Source organism: Deinococcus sp. Arct2-2 (genome assembly GCF_004801315.1).
GTDB lineage: Bacteria > Deinococcota > Deinococci > Deinococcales > Deinococcaceae > Deinococcus.
In genome coordinates, this window is sequence record NZ_SSNW01000024.1 from 22,828 (window position 1) to 43,034 (window position 20,207).

Annotated in this window: 16 protein-coding genes and 1 pseudogene; 16 read left to right on the forward strand and 1 reads right to left on the reverse strand. The window is 63.5% G+C overall.

Features of this window, described 5'->3' with window-relative positions; genetic code table 11:
• Nucleotides 1–24 precede the first annotated feature (24 nt).
• The 6 genes and pseudogenes from E7T06_RS11520 to E7T06_RS11540 all read left to right on the forward strand — a co-directional run bounded on the left by E7T06_RS11520 (nt 25) and on the right by E7T06_RS11540 (nt 6,494).
• On the forward strand, nt 25–1,044 hold the full coding sequence (locus E7T06_RS11520) for an aldo/keto reductase (protein ID WP_136365936.1): 1,020 nt from the start codon (nt 25–27) through the stop codon (nt 1,042–1,044).
• A gap of 146 nt (nt 1,045–1,190) precedes the next feature.
• A pseudogene (locus E7T06_RS21790) lies at nt 1,191–1,862 on the forward strand (MBL fold metallo-hydrolase).
• A gap of 18 nt (nt 1,863–1,880) precedes the next feature.
• Nucleotides 1,881–2,171: a hypothetical protein gene (locus tag E7T06_RS21795; RefSeq protein ID WP_240741011.1), complete on the forward strand. Its 291-nt coding sequence runs from the start codon at nt 1,881–1,883 to the stop codon at nt 2,169–2,171.
• Nucleotides 2,172–2,261: 90 nt separating this feature from the next.
• Nucleotides 2,262–3,206: an NADP-dependent oxidoreductase gene (locus tag E7T06_RS11530; RefSeq protein ID WP_136365937.1), complete on the forward strand. Its 945-nt coding sequence runs from the start codon at nt 2,262–2,264 to the stop codon at nt 3,204–3,206.
• A gap of 369 nt (nt 3,207–3,575) precedes the next feature.
• The gene (locus E7T06_RS11535) at nt 3,576–5,975 is read left to right on the forward strand and encodes a GGDEF domain-containing protein (RefSeq protein WP_136365938.1); all 2,400 of its coding nucleotides are present in this window, start codon (nt 3,576–3,578) and stop codon (nt 5,973–5,975) included.
• Between the two features lie 129 nt (nt 5,976–6,104).
• On the forward strand, nt 6,105–6,494 hold the full coding sequence (locus E7T06_RS11540; protein ID WP_136365939.1) for a hypothetical protein: 390 nt from the start codon (nt 6,105–6,107) through the stop codon (nt 6,492–6,494).
• 19 nt (nt 6,495–6,513) lie between these two features.
• Here the strand turns inward: E7T06_RS11540 and E7T06_RS11545 are convergent, their stop codons facing one another.
• Nucleotides 6,514–7,329 carry a DUF4255 domain-containing protein gene (locus E7T06_RS11545; protein WP_136365940.1) on the reverse strand — a complete coding sequence of 272 codons (816 nt, stop codon included), beginning with the start codon at nt 7,327–7,329 and terminating at the stop codon, nt 6,514–6,516.
• Nucleotides 7,330–7,552: 223 nt separating this feature from the next.
• On the opposite strand from E7T06_RS11545, the gene E7T06_RS11550 reads away from it, so the two are divergent.
• From E7T06_RS11550 to E7T06_RS11595, 10 genes are all read left to right on the forward strand, one after another.
• On the forward strand, nt 7,553–7,810 hold the full coding sequence (locus E7T06_RS11550) for a PAAR domain-containing protein (protein WP_136365941.1): 258 nt from the start codon (nt 7,553–7,555) through the stop codon (nt 7,808–7,810).
• A gap of 263 nt (nt 7,811–8,073) precedes the next feature.
• Nucleotides 8,074–9,711 (forward strand): phage tail sheath subtilisin-like domain-containing protein, encoded by a 1,638-nt coding sequence (locus tag E7T06_RS11555; protein WP_136365942.1) that lies wholly within the window; start codon nt 8,074–8,076, stop codon nt 9,709–9,711.
• Between the two features lie 114 nt (nt 9,712–9,825).
• The gene (locus E7T06_RS11560) at nt 9,826–10,272 is read left to right on the forward strand and encodes a phage tail protein (RefSeq protein WP_026298618.1); all 447 of its coding nucleotides are present in this window, start codon (nt 9,826–9,828) and stop codon (nt 10,270–10,272) included.
• 7 nt (nt 10,273–10,279) lie between these two features.
• Entirely contained in the window at nt 10,280–10,726 is a 447-nt protein-coding gene (locus tag E7T06_RS11565) for a hypothetical protein (RefSeq protein ID WP_136365943.1), read from the forward strand.
• The gene (locus E7T06_RS11570) at nt 10,723–10,905 is read left to right on the forward strand and encodes a hypothetical protein (RefSeq protein ID WP_136365944.1); all 183 of its coding nucleotides are present in this window, start codon (nt 10,723–10,725) and stop codon (nt 10,903–10,905) included. Before E7T06_RS11565 ends, E7T06_RS11570 begins: the two co-directional genes overlap by 4 nt.
• Nucleotides 10,906–10,915: 10 nt before the next feature.
• Nucleotides 10,916–11,392, forward strand: coding sequence for a phage tail protein (locus E7T06_RS11575; protein ID WP_136365945.1), 477 nt, complete (start codon nt 10,916–10,918; stop codon nt 11,390–11,392).
• A 55-nt stretch (nt 11,393–11,447) separates the two neighbouring features.
• Nucleotides 11,448–16,553, forward strand: coding sequence for a DUF4157 domain-containing protein (locus tag E7T06_RS11580; RefSeq protein ID WP_136365946.1), 5,106 nt, complete (start codon nt 11,448–11,450; stop codon nt 16,551–16,553).
• On the forward strand, nt 16,550–17,641 hold the full coding sequence (locus tag E7T06_RS11585) for a hypothetical protein (protein ID WP_136365947.1): 1,092 nt from the start codon (nt 16,550–16,552) through the stop codon (nt 17,639–17,641). Before E7T06_RS11580 ends, E7T06_RS11585 begins: the two co-directional genes overlap by 4 nt.
• A 44-nt stretch (nt 17,642–17,685) precedes the next feature.
• The gene (locus E7T06_RS11590; protein WP_240741012.1) at nt 17,686–19,782 is read left to right on the forward strand and encodes an ATP-binding protein; all 2,097 of its coding nucleotides are present in this window, start codon (nt 17,686–17,688) and stop codon (nt 19,780–19,782) included.
• Nucleotides 19,779–20,192, forward strand: coding sequence for a GPW/gp25 family protein (locus E7T06_RS11595; RefSeq protein WP_136365948.1), 414 nt, complete (start codon nt 19,779–19,781; stop codon nt 20,190–20,192). Before E7T06_RS11590 ends, E7T06_RS11595 begins: the two co-directional genes overlap by 4 nt.
• Nucleotides 20,193–20,207: the final 15 nt, after the last annotated feature.

Below are 20,207 nucleotides of genomic sequence, written 5' to 3' on the forward strand. Positions count from 1 at the left end.
TTACTGTTTTTTCGGAGGCACCCCATGACCACCTACCGCAGACTGGGCCGCAGCGGCCTGCAGCTGTTTCCCCTCGGCCTCGGCACCATGCAGTTCGGCTGGAGCGCCGACGAGGCCACGTCGTTTGAAATCATGGACGCTTATGTGGCAGCGGGCGGCAATTTTATAGATACCGCCGACATCTACACCACGTGGACTCCAGGCAACCCCGGCGGCATTTCCGAAGAGATTATCGGGCGCTGGATCAAGGCACGCGGCAACCGTGACCAACTTGTAATTGCCACCAAAGTGCGGGGCGGCATGGGCGAAAAAGCCTCAGAAGGGCGCAGCACGATTCACCAACGCGAAGGCCTGTCTCGCCGCTGGATTTTGAAGGCCTGCGAAGACAGCCTGCGCCGCTTACAAGTCGATCACATCGACCTGTATCAGGCGCATTGGATCGACAGCCAAACGCCCATTGAGGAAACGCTCTCGGCCTTTTCGGAACTGGTGCAGCGGGGCTATGTGCGCTACTTGGGCTGCTCCAACTACAGCGCGTGGCGGCTGATGGAAGCGCTGTGGACGAGTGACCGCCGAGGGCTGGAAAGTTACGTCAGCATTCAGCCGGAATACAGCCTGCTCTCGCCCACGCGGGCCAATTTCGAGCGCGAGTTGCAGCGCGTGGCGGTGGAATACGGCATCGGCGTGGTGCCGTGGAGTCCCCTCGGCGGCGGAATGCTCACCGGGAAATACCGCCGGGGCCTGCCCCTTCCAGAAAGCGTGCGGGCCAGTGAAAACGCGGCGCGGCGCTTCAGCGATCAAAACTTTGACACGATTGAGACGCTGGTGGCGGTGGCCGAGCGTCATGGGGTTCCTGTTGCACAGGTTTCGCTGGCGTGGCTCTTGCGTCAGCCCGCTGTGACCGCGCCGATTATCGGTGCCAACAGCGTTGACCAACTGAACGAACTGCTGGGCACCGTCAATCTGAACCTCAGCGACGACGACCTGAGTGACATCAGCCGCGTGAGTGACTGGCCGCGTGCCCGGACGGACATGGAAAACTGAGCCGCACCTCTGCTTGTCTGGCTTGCGCCGCTAAGCATCGCGGAGGCAGGCCAGTTTTAGCTCCATCACGTTCCACACACGCAATCTCTGAAGGTTTCGCTGGCGTTCCTTCATCCCCGCCGGCGCACCTCTGGGCACAGTGGAGCATGACCCACAAAGTATTGGAATTCAGGCCCGATCTGCACGCCCGCGTTTCGGCGTTTGGCGGGCGGCAAATCCTTGCACCCGACGTGGAACGGCTGAGGCTGCCGTTGGCAAACGCCTTCTTGTTGGGCGAGCCGGGGCAGCCTTGGGTGTTGGTGGATGCGGGCGCACCGGGCAGCGGCCCCCTGATTCTGCGGGCGGCGCAGGCCCGCTACGGTACGGGTGCACGGCCCGAAGCCACCGTCTTGGCGCACGGGCACCTCGATCATATCGGCGGGCTGTGGGGGCCACTGCTTCAGTAGCCTAATGTGCCTATTTACGCCCACCGGCTGGAGCTGCCTTACCTGACCGGGCAATCGGCCTACCCGCCGCCTGATCCGACGGTGGGCGGCAGCATGAGCGCCCTCTCCCCACTGTTCGTGCCCGGCCCCTTGGATTTTCGCCCGCAGATTCGGCCCCTCGGTGAGCTTCCAGAGTTGGCGGCGCTGAAGGGCTGGGCGTTTCTTGACACGGCGGGGCACGCGCCGGGGCACGTCTCACTGTGGCGGGAAGCAGACCGGCTCTTGATCGCGGGCGACGCCTTCGTCACCACTGTGCAGGAGCGGGTCACGGGGGCGCTGACGCTGCGGCCCCAGTTGGTTCACCGCCCGCCCGCTTACTGCACGCCTGACTGAGATCAGACCCGCTCTTCGGTGCAGAAACTGGCCGCGCTGGAGCCTGCGCTGGCAGTAACTGGGCACGGCGACCCGCTGGCGGGGAGAGAACTGCAGGACGCCCTGCGCCGCTTGGCCCACAACTTTGACGAACTGGCACGGCCTGTGCAGGGAAGATATGTGGTGCAGCCCGCTGTAACTGGCACGAGTGGAATCATTAGCCTGCCACCGCTAAGTCGGCGCGGCCAAGTGTTGCGGGCGGGCTTGCTGGTGGGCGCGGGCCTGTTGATGCTACGGCAATTGCGGCGTTGGGGCGTCCTAGGAAAGTAAGGTCTGGCTTGTAGGACGTGTGGCCCATCTCCCAAGAGCATCCCAAGACATCTCGCCTTCCGTTTCACCCCTGCCCGCTAGCCTGCACCCATGAGAGCCGCACGGTTTCACAGCTTCGGAGGCCCGGAAGTCCTGCAACTCGACGAGGTGGCTTGGCCGCACCCAGCCGACGATCAAGTCCTGATTCGCGTCCACGCGTCCAGCATCAACGGCACCGATCTGGGCCTGCGCCGGGGAGAAGGCCCGATCCGTTTCAGCGTGCGCCGCCCGTTTACGGTGGGGCTGGACGTGGCGGGCGAGGTGGTGCGGGTGGGCCGTCAGGTCAGCGCCTTCGAGGTGGGCCAGCGCGTGTACTCGCTGCTGGGACACAGCGGCGGTGGCGCGGCGGAATATGTGAATGCCAAAGCCTCACGTGTGGCGCTGGCCCCCAATAGCGTCAGTTGGACTGAAGCCGCCGCCGTTCCGCTGTCGGGCCTCACCGCGCTCCAAGCACTCCGGGCAGGTGCGGGGCCGAACCTGCGTCCGGGCGCACGGGTGCTGGTCCACGGCGCATCGGGCGGCATCGGGGCGTTTGGGGTGCAGCTTGCCAAACATTTTGGTGCAGTGGTGACCGGAGTGGCCCGCAAAGAAAAACTGGACTTTGTGCGGAGCCTCGGGGCCGACGCGGTGCTGGACACCCAAGACCTCGCGCAAGCTTGGCAGGGCGAACCTTGGGACGTGGTGTTCGATACGCCGCCCGCCCTGAAATTTGCAGCCGTGAAACCGCACTTGGGCGAGGCGGGCGTGTACGTCTCGACCCGGCCTATTCCTACCAGCCCCAGTGACATTGGCGGCATGTTGGCCCGCAGCGGCCCGCGCTTTGCCAGCGTGATGACCAAAGAACGCAGTCAAGACCTGACTTATCTGGCCCGCCTGATCGACGACGGTGTGCTGCGAGTGCCGCTAGACCGCACTTTTCTCTTGTCTGAGATTGTCGCGGCGCACCAGTATGCAGAAGGCCCAACCGTCCGGGGCAAAGTCGCCGTGACGATTTAGAGAAGTGGTGGTTAGCTCAAAAGACAAACGTCTATTTAGACAATCATTTAGCAACTCTAGGAGATTCAATAGAACTTTCATCACGATCTAATTTCTGAGTGGGTCATTAGCCCGCCTCTTGCTGTAAAGAAGTTCATAGCCCACCGTTATCTTGACAGAAGGTCTTTCTTAACAGATTGGCGGCGCGGCTAGGCAAAACAACTTAGGCGCTTTATCTTCGGCGTTGAGGTTGTTTTGTCTGGCATCATTTTATCTCACCTTGTTTCGTCTGGCGCTCGGCCACCCGATTGGGCTTCTCTGCTGTCTCCGTTGTCTCAGGCTAAACCTTCGCAAGCCGAGGTTGCCCGTTGGCTGACCTTGTGCGCGCAGATGGCGCAATCACAGGCGGCGAGTGTGCGGCTCAGTACGGGCGATGTGGTGTGGGAATCGGCGCTGCCTGCCAGCGACGGCGCTGCATCTCCGCGGCGATATGCTTTCGAACTGGGCGAGCTTCGCGGAGAATTGACCTTGTGGGGAGGCGTGGCAGCTTCGGCTGAGACTACATCTGAACTTCAGCCGGAAGTGTTGGCCGCGCTCGCCAGTTTTCTCCAGCAGTTGTCGAGCGGCAATGCTGCCCCACTAGAGGCTCCAGACACGGAAGGGTCAGAAACGCTCCCGCCCTTGTCTGCCGCCTTGAGCCACTTTGGGGACGGGGTAGCTGTGTTGAGCAGCGCCGGAATCGGCGAGCTGGAGCCACGCATCCTGCATCTCAATTCGGCCTGGCTCCACCAGACGGGCTTCACTGCGCCTGAACTGTCGGGGCAGCCTCTGTGGAGCCTGTTGGGACCGGAGACTCCTCCACAAACCCTAGACCGGTTACGCGAAAGCGTGCGGCTTGGTCACAGTGTGCGGGCGCAGGTCCCCCGGCTGCACAAAGGGGGCCACAGCGTCTGGGCCGACCTGTCGCTGAGTCCGGTGAGGGATGGGCGCGGTGCCTTGACGCATTGGCTGGCCCACTGGAGCGCGGCGCGGCGCAAAAGGGTTCCCGACTCACCCCGCTCCCCTACCAGCGATTCTCCCGGCACAGACCGGGCGCAGGTGTGGGAACTGGCCGCCAACAATGCGCCGCTGGTGCAGGTGTTGGCCCGCTTGGTAGACAGTGTGGAGCGCCAGTTCGAAGGCCAGCGGGCGGTGATCGTGGTGCCGGAGGAGCCGCCCACTATCTTTACGGCGCGGGGCGAGGCGAATCAAAGCGGCTGGCTGACACCGGGCACGGCGGCCAGTGCAGCCCAGTGGACTCAGCCTATTGCCAGCAGCACAGGCCACCTGTTAGGGACGCTACGGGTACATGGTCAGACCGACGCTGCGCCGGATGCAGATGCCCGCGCCAAGTTGGAGGCGGCGGCGGGCTTGGCGGCGCTGGTCATGGAGCGTTCGGCATCTCAGGCGGTGCTGGAGCGGCTGGCCCTGTATGACGCGCTGACGGGCCTGCCCAACCGGGCGCTGTTCGAGCGCGAGCTGGAGCGGGCGCTGAATACGGAAACGCTGCCCACAGAGACGGGGGGTGAGCAACCCATCGGCGTGGGCCTGATGGATCTTGACCGCTTCAAAACCATCAACGATACCCTCGGCCACAGCGTCGGGGACGCCTTACTTCAGCAAGTGGCGGTGCGGCTGCAGGGGGCGTTGGAACCGGGCGACCTGCTGGCCCGCATGGGCGGCGACGAGTTTTTGCTGCTGATGGGCAGGGCGGCCACGCCGCAGCAGGTACAGCAGGTGGCGGGGCGCTTGCTGCACACCTTCAGTCAACCGTTCGTGCTCGCGGGGCGCGAGATTTTTATGCAGCTCAGCGTCGGCTTCAGCGTATTGCCGCGCCGCAGTGCCCGCACCGAACTCCTGATTCAGCAGGCCGACAGCGCCATGTATCAGGCCAAACGGCAGGGCGGCGGCTACGCGCTGTACCGCACGGGCGCGGACGAACCGCTGACCGCCATGACCCTGGAAAGTGGGCTGCACCGCGCCCTAGAACGCCGGGAATTCAGGCTGGAGTATCAGCCGCAACTGGACACCCGCACCGGAGAACTGGTGGGGGCCGAAGCCCTGCTGCGCTGGCAACACCCCGAACTGGGCCTGATTTTGCCCGGCGAGTTCATTCCGCTGGCCGAAGTGACAGGATTGATCGTGCCCATCGGCGCGTGGGTGCTGCGCCAAGCCTGCCTTCAGGCGGCGGCGTGGGTGACGCGGGTGCCGCATCTCCGCATGGCCGTCAACCTCTCGGCGCGGCAATTTCAGCGGCCTGACCTGATCGAGACTGTAACGCGGGCACTGACGGCCGCGGGACTGGAAGCCCATCACCTTGAACTGGAACTCACCGAAAGCATGCTGGTGCAGGCGCAGCACGCCGAGACGACGTTGGAACGCCTCAAAGACTTGGGCGTGCGCGTAGTGGTGGACGACTTCGGCACAGGCTATTCCAACCTCGCTTACCTCAAGCAGTACCCCATCGACGCCCTGAAAATAGACGCCACCTTTACGGCCAAAGTGGGCGGAGATTTGGCCGCCGCCATCCGCGACGAAGTGCTGGTCAAGGCAGTGATGAATCTGGCCCACGCGCTGGATTTGGCCGTGACTGTAGAAGGCGTGGAGCGCCCGGAGCAACTGGACTTTTTACGCCGCCACAACTGCGACTACGTGCAGGGCTACTTGCTGGGGCCGCCGCAGGAAGCCGAATCGCTGATGAGAGCGTTTCCGCAGTTGGCCCCGCCTGCCGTGTCTGATCCATTGGTTTAGGGTAGTGGGCGGGAGTGTTGTTCGTGCTTGGCCGGTGTAAGTGAGATTTAAGGAGGCGTGGGCGAAACGCTCTCATCCCCTGCTGGAGTTGCGGCCTGCACCGACTCTGGCTGACCTTATAGTGCTCTCATGAAAACTATTGCCCTCGGAACCTATCTGGCCCTGTGCTTGGCGACCCACACAGGTTCGGTTCACGCCCAAACGGTAGATCAGACCACCCGCGCAGGCATCGACGCCCATGCTTTTGCCTACTCGGGTCGTCACTGTATGGGCAGCATCGAGGCGCAACCTGCTCCGACTCCCAAGGCCATCACCGCCTCACAGTTTAAAATCGTGGCGCTGGTGCTGGACGAAACCCTCAAAGAGCAAGCCGCAAAAAACCGTGCGTTTCAATTCAAATCTAATTTCAACGACAGAGATTTGTACCGGGCTATCGTCAAAGACGCAAGCTCGACAGAGTTTGTGATGATGTTCTTGAAGGCGAGCCGGGTCTATTTGTATAAGTGCGAGTTGCGCTGAGGAAAGCGTTTTAGCCTCCTCAGGCGAAGGTCAGCACGTTCGTTTCCAAATCTGGCTCTACCTGTTGCACCTGACCTGACGGAGCCTGCAGGGTAAACGACCCGGCGGCGCTCAGGAGCAGATCGAGTGTGACCAGCCCTGCCGCGTCGGTGTAGCCCTGAACGCCTGTACTGGCAGTGACCAACACACCCTCTAGGGGTTGCCCCGATACACTCTGCACTCGCCAAGAACTGCGGGCGCTGTGCAGTGCCGGTTCTGGGTCGCCCACCAGATTCAGCGACGTATCGCGCTCCAGCACGAGGCGGCTGACCTGCTGTACATCAAGGTCAAGCGGCACAGTCAGCGTGTAGGTCAGGTGCGGGCGCAGGCTCAGGCCGAGGCCGCTGAACAGCTCGCCGGTGCGCGGGCCGTCAGGTTGGGCCACGCGCCCGTGTACCGTCAGACCCAGCCGCCGCACCACTTGGGGCAGCGCCTCTTCGGGCCAGTCGGGATGGCGCATCAGGGCGGCCAGCACACGCCACAGCACTTCCCATTCATCGCGGCCCGAGTCGTCGGTTTGGGCCTTGAAAAACACTGTGATCAGGTAGCGCAGATTGATTCGGCGCGGGGCAAGATGCTGCACGACGCGGCCCCGGTCTTGCACCGTCATCTGATCCATGCGCCGCAGCTCCATATTTTCGGTGATGTCGTGCATAAAAAAGTTGACGGTAGGCCGGGTCAGCCCCGACACCCAGTCGCCCGTCGGCGTGCCGAAGCGGATATCGAGTTGGTCTTCGGGCAAGCGGGCTTCCTCGAACAGCAGCGTTCGCAGGGCGTCATGAATCTGGCTGAGCATGCAGGCATTCTAGACAGCGCGGCCCTGCGGCTGGCGTGACAAGCGAGCATGGCGGCGCGGGCAAGATGTGAAAAATAACACATAAGTTCGTCTATTCCTCTTGCCCAAGAACAGTTAAGGACTGTACTGCTGGACTTGCGGCTCCCCTCCGCGCCAGCGTGCGGCATACTGGGCTTCCGTCCCCCCTCAGTTCAGCAGTCCGTTCCTCAGAAGGAGGTTGTTCATGCCAAGTGTGCACCGCGTCGGTGATCCCAGCATTCACGGGGGAGTCGTGACCACTGGGGCCGTGACCGTCCGCGCAGGCGGGATTCCAGTGGCCCGATTGGGCGATCCCTGCCCAGAGCCGTTTCACGGGCCGCAGGTGATCATTACCGGCTCTCCCACCGTGCGGGCAGAGGGAAAACCCATCGCCCGGCAAAGCGACAAATTGGGCTGTTTGGCCCTCCTGACGCCGACGCAATTTACGGTCAACGCCAGTTGAACCCCGCCTCTCCGAATTCGATTCAGCCCAACTCTGTTCGCATTCTATTTGATTCAATATCGAACTAAATCACATAGCAGTAACCTGTGCAAGGAATGAAGACGGCACTTGAAAATTTATAATCTTTTGCTCATCTAGTGCTGCCAAGCTGGTTATGCTCCGTTCAGCATGTGTGGTCTATCCTTCACTTCATCCTCCACTCATAGTATTTCATAGTTCCTGTGCCGATGGGTTGAGCTGTTTCCCGGTACGTAGAGGTGAAAATGGCAGAGTTTCTTTCCCCCGGCATCTACATAGAAGAATCGAGTGCTGGCCCACGCCCAATTGAAGGCATCAGTACGACGACGGCAGCTTTTGTCGGGTTTGCCCCCAGCGGCCCTACCAATACGCCCATCTTTGTGGCCAATTGGCAGCAGTTCACCGAAATCTTCGGCAGCGGTGAAGCGACGGGCGCGCGCAATCCATATATGGACAAGGCGTATTTGGCCCACGCGGTCTACGCCTACTTCAATAACGGTGGAACGCGCTGTTACGTGGTGAGACTGGCCCCGGCCACCGCTCCGGCAGGCAACAAGGGCAAAACCATCGACGATGTGCGCCCGCTGCAACTGCCCAGCCGGGCCAGCCGCGCTGTGCCGTCTCTGAGCATTGCAGCGCGTGGCGCACAAACCAGCGATATTCAGTTGGAAGTGCTGCCGCCCACACCCGACAAGGACGCGCCCAAAGACGGGCCGAGAGACCCGCTGTCTAAAGACCAGAAGCCGCCTGAAGAAGACGCTGGGCTGTTCACCTTGCGCGTGACCCGCGACGACGTGACCGAGACGTTTCTCAATCTGAGCCTCGGCAAAAAGCACCCGCGCCACGTCACGGAAGTGGTTAACCGCGACAGCACCCTGATCGAAGTGACCGAAGCCAGCATCACAGGGGCGTTGGCCGAACGTGCGCCGGAACACGGCTCGTACCTGCTTAAGAATCACGTCAACCCGCTGAATGCAGGCAATCTGAGCATGCCCAGCAATACCTTCGTAGGCTCGCTGGAAGGCCGCACCGGCATTGAAGGGCTGGAAGTCGCCGAAGACGTGAGCATGATCTGTGTGCCCGATCTGATGAGTGCCTATCAGCAGGGTCTGATCGACCTGAACGGCGTTCACGCGGTGCAGCGTGCCCTGATCGACCACTGCGAACGGGCGCAAAACCGCATGGCAATCTTGGATACGCCGCCTGATCTGACGCCGCAGCAGGTCAAAGAGTGGCGCGAGAAGACCACCAATTTCGACTCCTCGTATGCCGCCATGTACTACCCGTGGATGAAGATCAACGGCCCCGACGGTCAGCCAATGATGGTGCCGCCCAGCGGCTTCGTGGCCGGAATCTATGCCCGCAGTGACGTGGAGCGCGGCGTGCATAAAGCGCCCGCCAACGAAATCGTGCGCGGCGTGCTGAGTCCCAGCATTCAAATTACCCGCAGTGAGCAGGACATCCTGAACCCCATCGGCGTGAACTGCATCCGCAGCTTCAGCGGCATGGGCGTGCGGGTCTGGGGCGCACGCACCCTGTCCAGCGACGCCCGCTGGCGCTACGTGCCAGTACGCCGCCTGTTCAACTACATCGAAAAGAGCGTGGAGCAAGGCACGCAGTGGGCCGTGTTTGAGCCGAACGACGACACGCTCTGGGCCAAAATTCGCCGCGACATCACCGCCTTCCTGATGACGGTGTGGCGTGAAGGTGCGCTGTTCGGGCAAAACCCACGCGAAGCCTTTTACGTTAAGTGCGATGAAGAACTGAACCCGCCTGAACTGCGTGACCGGGGCATCTTGCAGATCGAGATCGGCATCGCGCCCGTCAAGCCCGCCGAATTTATCCGCTTCCGCTTCAGCCAGTACGCCGGCGGCGGTCAGTAATTTTCTTGGGGCAGGTTCAGACCAGTTCAGCAACCCGCCCCGCCCTCCGCTTCCTCGTTCGTCCGCATTCTGGCCGCCTCATGACCCGGCCCCTAGTTTCTTTGAGGAGGATCTATGACCGCATCACATAAAGACCCGTTGGTAGCAGCGTATTTTGCCGTCGATTTTCAGAACGGCGTCAAGGGTGCCTTCCGCGAATGCACCGGCCTCGGCAGCGAGAGCAAGATCGTGGAGTATAAGGCCACCGACGAGCGCGGACGCCCTGTCCTGATCCGCGAACCCGGAACGATGGCCTACACCGACATCGTGCTCAAGCGCGGCATCACCGACACGATGGACATGTGGCAGTGGCGCAGACAAGTGGAGGAGGGCGACATCGACGCCGCTCGCCGCAGCGGCACCATTACGCTGTACAACCAAAAAGGCGAAGCCGTGGCCCGCTGGACCTTTGACCGGGCGTGGCCCAGCAAACTCAACGGTCCCACTTACGACGCCAAGAGCAACGAAGTGGCCGTCGAAGAGCTGACCATTACGCACGAAGGCTATAAGCGCGTGCAGTGAGTAAGGAATGATGGCCGCCGAGTACACGTTTACGCTTCCGGTGGGATTGGTCAGCCCGGACGGGCGGGCCTTTCAGCAGGGCGGCATGCGGCTGGCAACGGCGCTGGATGAAATTGAGCCGATGGGCGACCCGCGCGTGCGTGCCAACGAGGCCTACTACGGCCTGTTGGTACTGGCGCGGGTGATGACGTGGCTGGGGCCGTACCGCACGGTCACGCCGGAACTGGTGGCGTCGCTTGCTGCACTTGATTTCTCTTATTTGCAGCAGGTGTACAGCAACCTGAATTCGGCGGGGGCGAGGATGCCTCAGCCTTCGTTCGCGGCGGCTCAGGCTGCGCCCGCTCCTGCACCGCAAGAACCCCGGCTCATCGAAACGCAGTGTCCGCACTGTCAGGCCATTCTGGAACTTGATTTGTCTCAGGGGGTTGAGGCGGCTCAGGGAGAAATGCTGTGAGCGGGCCGGGGCCAGCAGGCGGGGGCCAAGCGGGGGAGCAAGCGCCCAAACAGGCTACGGCTGCTCGGCCTAAGGCAGCTCCGGCGGGCATCGATCTGGACGACTTGGCCGAGCGGGTGTACCGCCTGCTGCAAGAAGACCTGCGTCTAGGAGGGCTGCGGCAGGGCAGCGGACGCTGAGGGGAACCGCATGACCAAGAAGTTTGTCGGCCAGCATGAACTGACCAGAGAACAGGTTGACCGCTTTCAGGCGCACGCCAGTCAGCGGTATCACATCGCCGTAGACCAGATGGAGCGGGCCGTATTTTCCGAAATTTCGGGCCTGCAACTGGAAACAGAAACGATGGACGTGATCGAAGGCGGCGTGAACGACAGCGTGCTGAAAATTCCGGTGCGTTCGCGGGCAGGCAACGTGACCCTCAAACGGGGCGTGACGGTGGGCAACGAACTGCTGCACTGGTATCTGCGGATCATGCAGGGCGTGATGGACCGCCGCACTATTACGGTTCGGACGTTTCGCACGAACGGCGACTTGCTGGCCCGCTATGAGCTGCTGGAGGCCTATCCCGTCAAATGGAGCGGCCCAGCATTGGCGGCTACGGGCGACACCGCCGCTATAGAAACGCTGGAACTGACCTATAAAGGCGTGCTGCTGCTCAATACCTGACGCTGGAACCGCCCCCTGACACACTTCAAGCCAAGTCACCCAGAGAGGAGGGGCCATGTCAACTTTCAAAACCCGATTGGACAACCTGCGCCACACCGAATTTTTGGCGGTGACACAGCAGGAATTTGGAATGAGCGCTCCCACCGGACTGACAAGTGTGTGGACGGGGCAAGTCTCAGCCGCTCCCCTCACGTCCGCGCCAGTCGCCGCTCCCAAAGCAACTACCGTGTGGCGCGTGCCCGCCCGCTTGGTGGCTCCGCCCGCCGCAGCTGTGCCGGATACCTCCGCACCCTTTTTTGCCGACGAGCCGGAATGGAACCGCCCGCTCTCGGCCCCAGCACGAGCTGAATCGCCACAAGCCCAACCGCTACAGGCGGTCTCTGTACCGACTCCGAATGCGCCCTTTGCGAGTGCGCCTACGGCTACTGCACCCGTGTCAGCTCCACCCATTTCAGTCCCACCTACTTTCGTTCCACCCATTCCAGAAGTCCCTTTTTTAAGCCCCACCCAAACCGAGATTGCTCCATCTGTTGATCTTAGTGCCACCTCTGAGCCTGCGTATTTCACCTCAGAAGCAGCCGCAGAGACGCCCCAGACCTCGCCCGTTGCCGAGGTTCCGGCTGACGCCACGCGCAGTCCTCAGCAGCTCCTAACCCGTGCTGAGCTGATGAATCCAACGCCGCTGCCCGCCGTGCTGCCCCGTGCGGAAGCTCAGGAGGCCCCAGCCGGAGCCGACGCGCCCGCCAAGACTTTTCCGCGCCGCGCCACGTTCAGGGAAGTTCTGGCACTGAATGATCTCGGCTCGGCACAACCGGAAGCGGCCCCGGTGCGGCAAGAGGGTGTAGCCTCCGAACCAGTGGCCCCACCTGTGCCGACTCCTCAGGCAGACGCCACCAATCCAGTCCCACCCATTCCAGCACAAGCTTTTCCAGACGCTGCGCCGCTGTTGGATGCGGCTTTAGCTCCCGCTGCTCCTGTCGTCGTGGACGCGAAATTGCCCGAAGTCCAGTCTGCTACTGTCGCTCCTCCACCCGTGTCAATTCCTCCGGCTCCCGAAGCGCAACGCCTTGGGTCTGCTGTTGACCTTATCCCTCCTAAGCTAGACCCTCCCGCACCAGTCCCGGTCAATACAGCCCAAGCGCCAGCCGCCATACCCGAACAGCCTGCGACTCAGGCCGAACCCGCACAAGTCAGCGCAGAAGCGGGCACAGCTTCGCTCGCTCCAAGTGCCACCCAATCCCCTGCCGACGCTGCCCCAACGCCAACGGGAGCCGCTCCGCGGACACCTCTGACGCAACCTTCTTCCCCTCAGATGCCTGTGGACGATCGACCAGTCAAACAGGCTCCTCAGCCTCCAGCCGCAGACATTGCCTCCCCAGCCCCAACGGAGCAGCGTGAGGCGGCGAGCGAGCAGGCAACAGGTACCGCAGAAACGCCGCAGATTGATCAACCCCCGGTGCAGCCCGCCCAAGCTGCTGTTTCGGAGCCGTCTTCTCCTGTAGAACTCGCGCCGCTCCCCGAGACTGCCGCCGAACCTGTCACGCCCGCAGAGCAGCGGATGGGGGCCGACGAACTGAAGGCGATTGAGGCCATCATGCGGGGAGGCGATCAGGAGATTGGGGTGATTTTGCCGCGCAGGCCGCGCCCTACCCGCCGTCCACCCTCTGAGGCAGAGGCGAGCGGTTCGTCCAGCACTGCGCCCCGCACGCCTGCCGCGCCCGTGTTCGAGGAGCTGGCGCACGCCGAGGTCATGTCGGTGTTTGACCGCCTGAACCGCATGGCCGACGCCGAGGACGAAGGCACCACCGAAACGCGGATGCTGAGCTTCGAGGAATTGACGACGGGACAACTGCGCCGCGCACCCGCCGCGCACACTCCGGTGCAAGAGGCTGTCAGCACTGCGCCAAGCCCCACTCCACATCCTGCTGCACCCACTGCTGCGAGTGCGGCTCCTGCGGCCCCCAGCACAGCAGCACGATTCCGCGCAACCGCCCGGCCCAGCGGCGAGCGGGGGGCGTCCGAGCGTCCAGCCACCGCCAATGCCGCTCCTGCTCGGCCCCGCGCCGATGGACAGGCCGCCGCTGCCAAACCCGCCGCTGCGCCCAATCCTGCGCCTGCTGCACCGGGCCAGACGCCGCGAGAACCGCAGGCCCGTTCTCAAACCGCAGATCAGACCGACGAAGAGGGCCATAGTTCAGCGCCAGATGTCGGGATGGCCGCTGTACCTGCCGCCGCTTTGACGCCCGGATTGCCGTTGAGCGTAGAGAGCAGTGACGTGGGAGCTGTGCCACAGGCGGTCAACCTCAGACAAAGCCCACCTATTCCAGCACGGCCTGAGTTTCTTGAGACGGATTTGAATGACCTCACTGCTGCTACGCCTCAAGCGGTGCAACTTGTCACGCAAGAGCCTCAGCTTGTGCCAGACGTCGGCTTGCCTGTCGTTGTCGATTTACCCACTGTTCAAGCTGTTCCTTTGACCGATCAGGCGATTGAGTCCGAACCTGTGCCGCTCGCACCAACTCCACTGACGGCGGAGACCTTTCCACCCGGACAACTGGCCGCGCTGCGAGGTGCGCCCGCCCGCCCATCCAGCGCCGCCTTGCTGGATTTGGCGACCCGGCCACTGCCTACCGCGACAGATGCAGAGCGGCAGGCAGTGACTGAACCGGGGCCAGAAGTGCTGGCGGCTGTGGCTGAGGCAAGTGCGGTGCTTGCGGTGCCACAGCTAGGCGAACCTCTTGGCCTGCCGACTGTTGCCCCTCTTCCCCAGTTTCAGCCAATTGGTCTGCTGTCGCCGCTGGCTCCTACGTCTCCTGTGCCTGCTCCCTTTAAAGCCGAACCTGCTCTGCCTCTTGCCCGCGCCGGAGCGGTTCAGCAGCCCAGCGCAACAGAGGGTCTCGGCACGGCGCAGCATCCCAATCCGGTTCCTATTGTTGTGCCTCTGCCTCAGCCCGCACCCGCTCAAGCAGTGGCAGAGGCAGAGGTGCCGTTGCGCGTCCCCACCGTTCAGGACGGCGCGTCTGACTTGTCTCACAACGACGTGGCACGGAAACTGGCCCAAGCGGTGCAGGTGGCTCCTACCGTTCCGGCGATCTTTACCCCAGGAGATGCGGAACCCAACTCCACTGCGATTTGGGAGCTGAGCCAGCCGATTGCTGAAACTTACTCTGGGCCTCTGCCCGCGCCCCTGCCGGAGCCGAATCTGCTGATACCCACGCTTCCAGCGGCGGTGCTTGAATTGCCTTTTATTCCGGTGGGTGCAGGTGCCACACAGCGCGGAGCCAGTGCCCCTGCGTCTTTGAACTTCTTGTCCATCAATCCCCTGCCCCTCAACCCTATCCCAACCGGATTCCCAGACATCCAGAACCTTAGGGCGACTGCGTTTGGCCCGCCTCTTGCGCCCCCGCTGGCACAGGGATTTGTGCCGAACAGTCGCCCCGTGAATGAAGTGCCCCGTCCCACACTGATCGGGCAAGCAAGTGGCTTGGCTCCAGTGGCGGCCTCTCCGGTGCGCTCCATTCCCGCAGATGTAGGGCTCAGCCTGCCTGCTTTGCAGCGGCAAGAAGCTGAGCTGCAAGCAAATGCAGAACAGACGGCTGAGGCACAGGCTTTTGCGCCGCTGCTCGAAACGATGCGGTTGGGCACACCCCAGCTCGAACTTGCACCGGGCTGGGAATCTTCAGAGCAAGGATTCCAGAGCTATGAGTTTCAAACGTCAGCGCCAACCTCATCCAGTTCTTTCCCTCAGGCGAGTGTGCCCATGCCTGCCTTGCCTACGCCGTACACGTCCGGCCCACTGGCTCTGAATTTGGCTTCTGACACGCCACCTAGCCTGTTCGCTCTCCCCAATTTCTCTGCTCTGCCCTCCCCCGTGCTGCCCAATTCGCCCGCACCAGTTGGCCCTGCACTCTTCAATCCCGCACCGTTCAACTCTGCCCGCCCAAACCTTGCCCCATCCAGCGCAACCGACCCGCTGCCCGGTGGCCCGGCTTTGCCACCCGTCGGTCAATTCTTGTCCCAGACAGCACTGCCGCAGCCAACGCTTTGGCAAGCAACCAGGGAGACTCTCAACCTGCCGCAGCCCCAATCGGTCAGCGCAGAACGCACGCCGATGGCTCAGGGAACCGTAGGTTCATCGGTGGTGGCGACTTCGGTGGCGTCTGCGCCCATGCGGCTTGCGCTGCCTGTGCCGCCCTCCCCTCGCCCGCTTCTGCCTTCGTTGCCCGCTCCCACTGCGCCTGCGTTTTCGGTCTTGGCTCCCTCGGTGCAGGCACAGATGAACAGGGCGCTAGGCGTGCGGGTCAACGATATTCCTATCGTGCAGCACGCGGCCACACAGGCGGTCTTGAACCAGCGCCGCGCCGAAGCTCTCACGGTGGGCGACACGGTGATTTTGGGGCCGAATATTGACCTGAGGTCACCCGCTGGCTTGGGCGTGTTGGCGCATGAATTGACACACGCCCTCCGCGCCCGCACACCCGATTTCGTGCCCCGGCTGGTGCAGGGCGCACCTCCCCCCAGAGGCGAAGAAGGCTTGGCGCTGCAAGTCGAGGGCGCGGTGCGGGCGTCGGCCAGAGCGCAGGGCCAGCCCAGTCTGCAAAACCGCACCCTCGACCCGGTGAGTTCATTTGCCAGCCCCACTGCACAAGCGCCGCGCAGTCTGCCGAGGAGTGTTACACCATCCCGCTTGGCCCCAGTTGAACCCACGCCAGTTGCCGCTCCAGACGCTGTCCCTTCAACCCATACCCCCGCGTCTGCCCGCCTGCCCGCCCCTTGGGAACCGATGCCGTTTTGGGAAGACAGCAGAAGTGCGACTGCTCCAGCGGCGGCTCCAGCGTTCCAAGCGCCCGCCGCTCAGTTGGCCCCGCCGCCCGTTTCCAGCGCTGCTTTTGCGAGTGCGCCTTTTTCCGGTGCGCCCGCACCTATCTATGCCGCGTCCACAGACCGCCAAGTGACAGAACCCGCGCCTCCTCCACCGCCTGCCCCTAGTCCTGCACCAAGCAGCGCCGCTCCAGCTTCGCCGCCGTCTTCTTCCACCCCAGCCAGCGCCACTTCACGCCAGCCGTCCAAAGCTCAACAAACCAACTTGGATGAACTGGCCCAGCAGGTCTACAGCGTGCTGAAACGGCGCTTAGCCAATGAATCGAGGAGGCGCACATGACCCAGTTGCCGGAATATGAGACGCAGGGACAGGCCGCACAGAAAGGAGCGCCCGAAGCGTTGCCCAAGGAGTTGGCGAAGGTGAAACCGGGCGAAGCGGGGCTGGCTTGGGCCACGCCAGATGGGGGCAAAGCAGACCGCACAGACCAAAGCCGCCCTCCGGGGTTAGAACAGAATCAGGCGGAAGGTAGCCCGCAGGCTGTCCAGACTGATACCGCACAAGCTCATCTTGCTCAACCTGACCTTGAGCAGACCGATTCTGCCAGCAACGATCAGGACACACCCACTTCTCTGTTGGCGCGGCTAAGGCGTGGGCGGCAGGCGGCCCAGAGCGGCACGGCGCAGGAACGGGCAGAGCAAGCCGTTCCCACCGAGGACGCCTTGCGGGCGCTGCTTCAGGGCGTGCCGCTGAATGTGCAGCTTCACGCCGCAACCGACGCCCCATTGGTGGCCGAGGAGCGAACCCGCGCCCTCGCCACAGAGCCGCGCCCTGCAGGGCAGATCAATGAGGAGGATTTTAGGCGGGAATCGCACCTGCGCCCGGAGGATCTGGAAGAACTGCGGGCCGAGCGCACCGAGTTGCTGCGGGCGTACTTGCGTTCCAGAAGTGGCAATGCAGGACAGACGGTGTCCATGCCAGACTTTCAGCAGACCCTGCTGACCCAGAGCGGCTGGTTTGGGCGCAGCGCGTGGCTGGAGCGGCATTTGCTGGCCCCGTGGAGTGTGCAGGCGGCCCCCAAATCGGGCGGGCTGGGCACAGACAAAATGAACACAGACAAGGAACAGGCCCGAACCGATGCACCGGGCAACAAAACGGTACTGCTGATGGCCCCCAGAGACCGCGCCCGTTTCGGCTCGTTTGTGCGGGTGGCGCGGGCCGGGGGCCAAACCGGAACCACCTCAGGCCGGGAAGAATTGGAAGCCCAGACCCGCCGCCCGGAAGTGGAAGAGGCCCTCGCCAAAGCCCGCTTGGAGGTGGTACGGGCCGCCACCGCACGCCTGTTTGCCGACTGGGAACAGGAAGCCGACGACTTGCCGCCCGAAGAAACGCAAACCAAGCGGCAGGCCCGCCAGAAACCCAAGTCTTAACTCCGCCCTCCCCCGCCCCATTCATCTAAAAGTCGAGACTTCCCATGCCCTCCCGAACCCCCAAACCCCGAACAGATCCGAAAGCGAGTGCCCTGCCTGCCGCCGCGAATCCTTCCTTGCTGGTGCCGCCGCATCAACTGCTGGCCGACGAGGTGGACTTGTTCCTGCGGATTTTCGAGGGCGACGATTCCGGGGATGCCAGCGCCGTGCTGCACGCGCAAGTGGGCAGGGAGAACCGGCTGCACCGCTTGGCCCACGCCTTCGATCTGAGCGAATTTGAGAGCGCGGTGCTGGCCCTGTGCGTGGCCTGCGAACTGTTTCCGCTGCGTTTTCGGCGGGTGGCGGCGGCGGCACTGGGTTTGAAAGAGACACGGGGGTTTGGGGATGAGTTGGGCATGGGCACACTCACGCCGCATCTGGCGCTGTTGTGGTTGGGCGGGCTGGAAGGGGCGTCACCGCAGGCGTTTTTGCCGCAGTCGCCGCTGCTGCGCTGGGGCCTGCTGGACACGCGGGCGGGCCTGACGTTTGATCAAAGTCTGCGCGGGCTGAGCATTCCGGCGGGCGTGCTGGCCTTTTTGCAGGGCCACGACGCCCCCGACCCGGCGCTGGACGGCGTAGCGCACCTGATCCCGGCCTCGCTGGTGGGGCAAGTGGCCCTGAGTGACAGCCAAGAAGGACTGGTGGGCCAGTTGCAAGGCTTTTTGGACGGCGATCCGCTGGGGCGGGCGGGGTTGCTGTACGGCCCCGACGCCAGCGCCCGGCAGGAAGTGGCGCGGCGGGCCTTGGGCGGCATGAAGGCGGGCGTGTTGGTGGTGAATCTGGCAGGTTTGAATCCTCCTGTAAAAGAGGGCCAGCCCGACGAACGCGCCTCCCGCTTGCGTGCGCTGGCCCGCGACTCGCGCCTGAAGGGCGTGGCCGTGCTGCTGGACGCCACTGGAGACACCGAGGAAGGCGCGATGGGCAACCTCGTGGCCGCCGCGATGGACGCCGCCGCTGGCCCGGTGGTGGTGGTCTGCGAGGACGCTTTGCCCTTGCAAGTGGCCCGCGCTGTGCTGCCCGTAGAGGTGCACAAGCCGGACGTGCAGGAGCAGCGGGCGCTGTGGGCCGCCGCGCTGGGCCTGCCCGATCCCCAACTGGCCGCCCTGCAACGCCTCACCGACCAGTTTCATCTGGACGCCGCCCGCATCGGCGCACTGGCGCGGGAAGTGCGGGCCGATTTGCCGGGCAACGCAGGCTACGACGCGCGGTTGGAGCGGGCATGGACGGCGTGCCGGGTGGCGGGGCGGCGGCGGATTGGTGGGCTGGCGCACCGGGTGTCCACCGGGGCCACGTGGGACGATGTGATTTTGGCCGACTCTGACCTGAGCGTGCTGCGCCAAATCGTGGCGCATGTGCAGCACCGCGCCGCCGTGAACGACCTGCTCGGCGCACCTACGGGCGGGCGGGGACGGGCGGTGGCCGCGCTGTTCAGTGGCCCCAGCGGTACGGGCAAAACCCTGTCGGCAGAAGTGATCGCCAACGCCCTGAATCTCGATTTGTACCGCATAGATTTATCGGGCATGGTCAGCAAGTACATCGGGGAAACCGAGAAAAACCTGAAGCTGGTCTTCGATGCCGCAGACGACGGCGGCGCGGTGCTGCTGTTCGACGAGGCCGACGCCCTGTTCGGCAAGCGCAGCGAGGTCAAGGATGCGCATGACCGCTACGCCAACATTCAGGTCAATTATCTGCTTCAGCGCCTAGAGGCGTTTAGTGGCGTCGCCATTCTGACCACGAACTTGGAAAGCAGCATGGACATCGCCTTCATGCGGCGGCTGCAGTTCGTGCTGCCCTTCCGTGCCCCGCAGGCCCGCGAGCGCGAGCGGCTGTGGCGGCAAGTGTTCCCGGCGGGCGTGGACGTGGGGGAACTGGATTTTGGCGAGCTGGCGCAGGTGGCACTGGCTGGGGGCAGCATCCGCAATGTGGCCGTGAACGCGCTGTATCTGGCGGTCTCGCGGGGAGAAGCGCTGGGGATGCCCCTGATACGCGAGGCCCTGCAACTGGAATTCCGCAAGACGGGCCGCCTGAATCTGGGCGGGACGGGCGCAGCCAACACGGGTGAGCCTCAACCCTCCGAACTGAATCTGCGGGGCCGGGCATGACCCGCACTCCCGACGACATTCTGGGCGCGGGCTGGGCCTTTCCGGTGGTCATCAATCCGCGTGGGCGGGTGGCGATGGTGCGCGGCGAGCAGGCCATTACCCAGAGCATCCTGATGCTGCTGATGACTCCCAAAGGCCAGCGCGTGATGCGCCCGGAATACGGCTGCCGCATCCACGACCTAATTTTCGCGCCCAACGACGCGACCACGCTGGGCTTGGCGGCCTATTACGTGGACGAGGCCCTGCGGGTCTGGGAACCGCGCATCGAACTCGTGCGGGTAGACGCCACCACCGATCCCGCCGACGCCTCGCGCATTTTGGTTCACATCGAATACCGCCTGCGCGGGCACCACCAGCCTGCTTCGTTGGTGTTCCCCTACTACCGCCTGCCGGAAGGCGGGGAAGGGTAGAATGACACTTCTCTC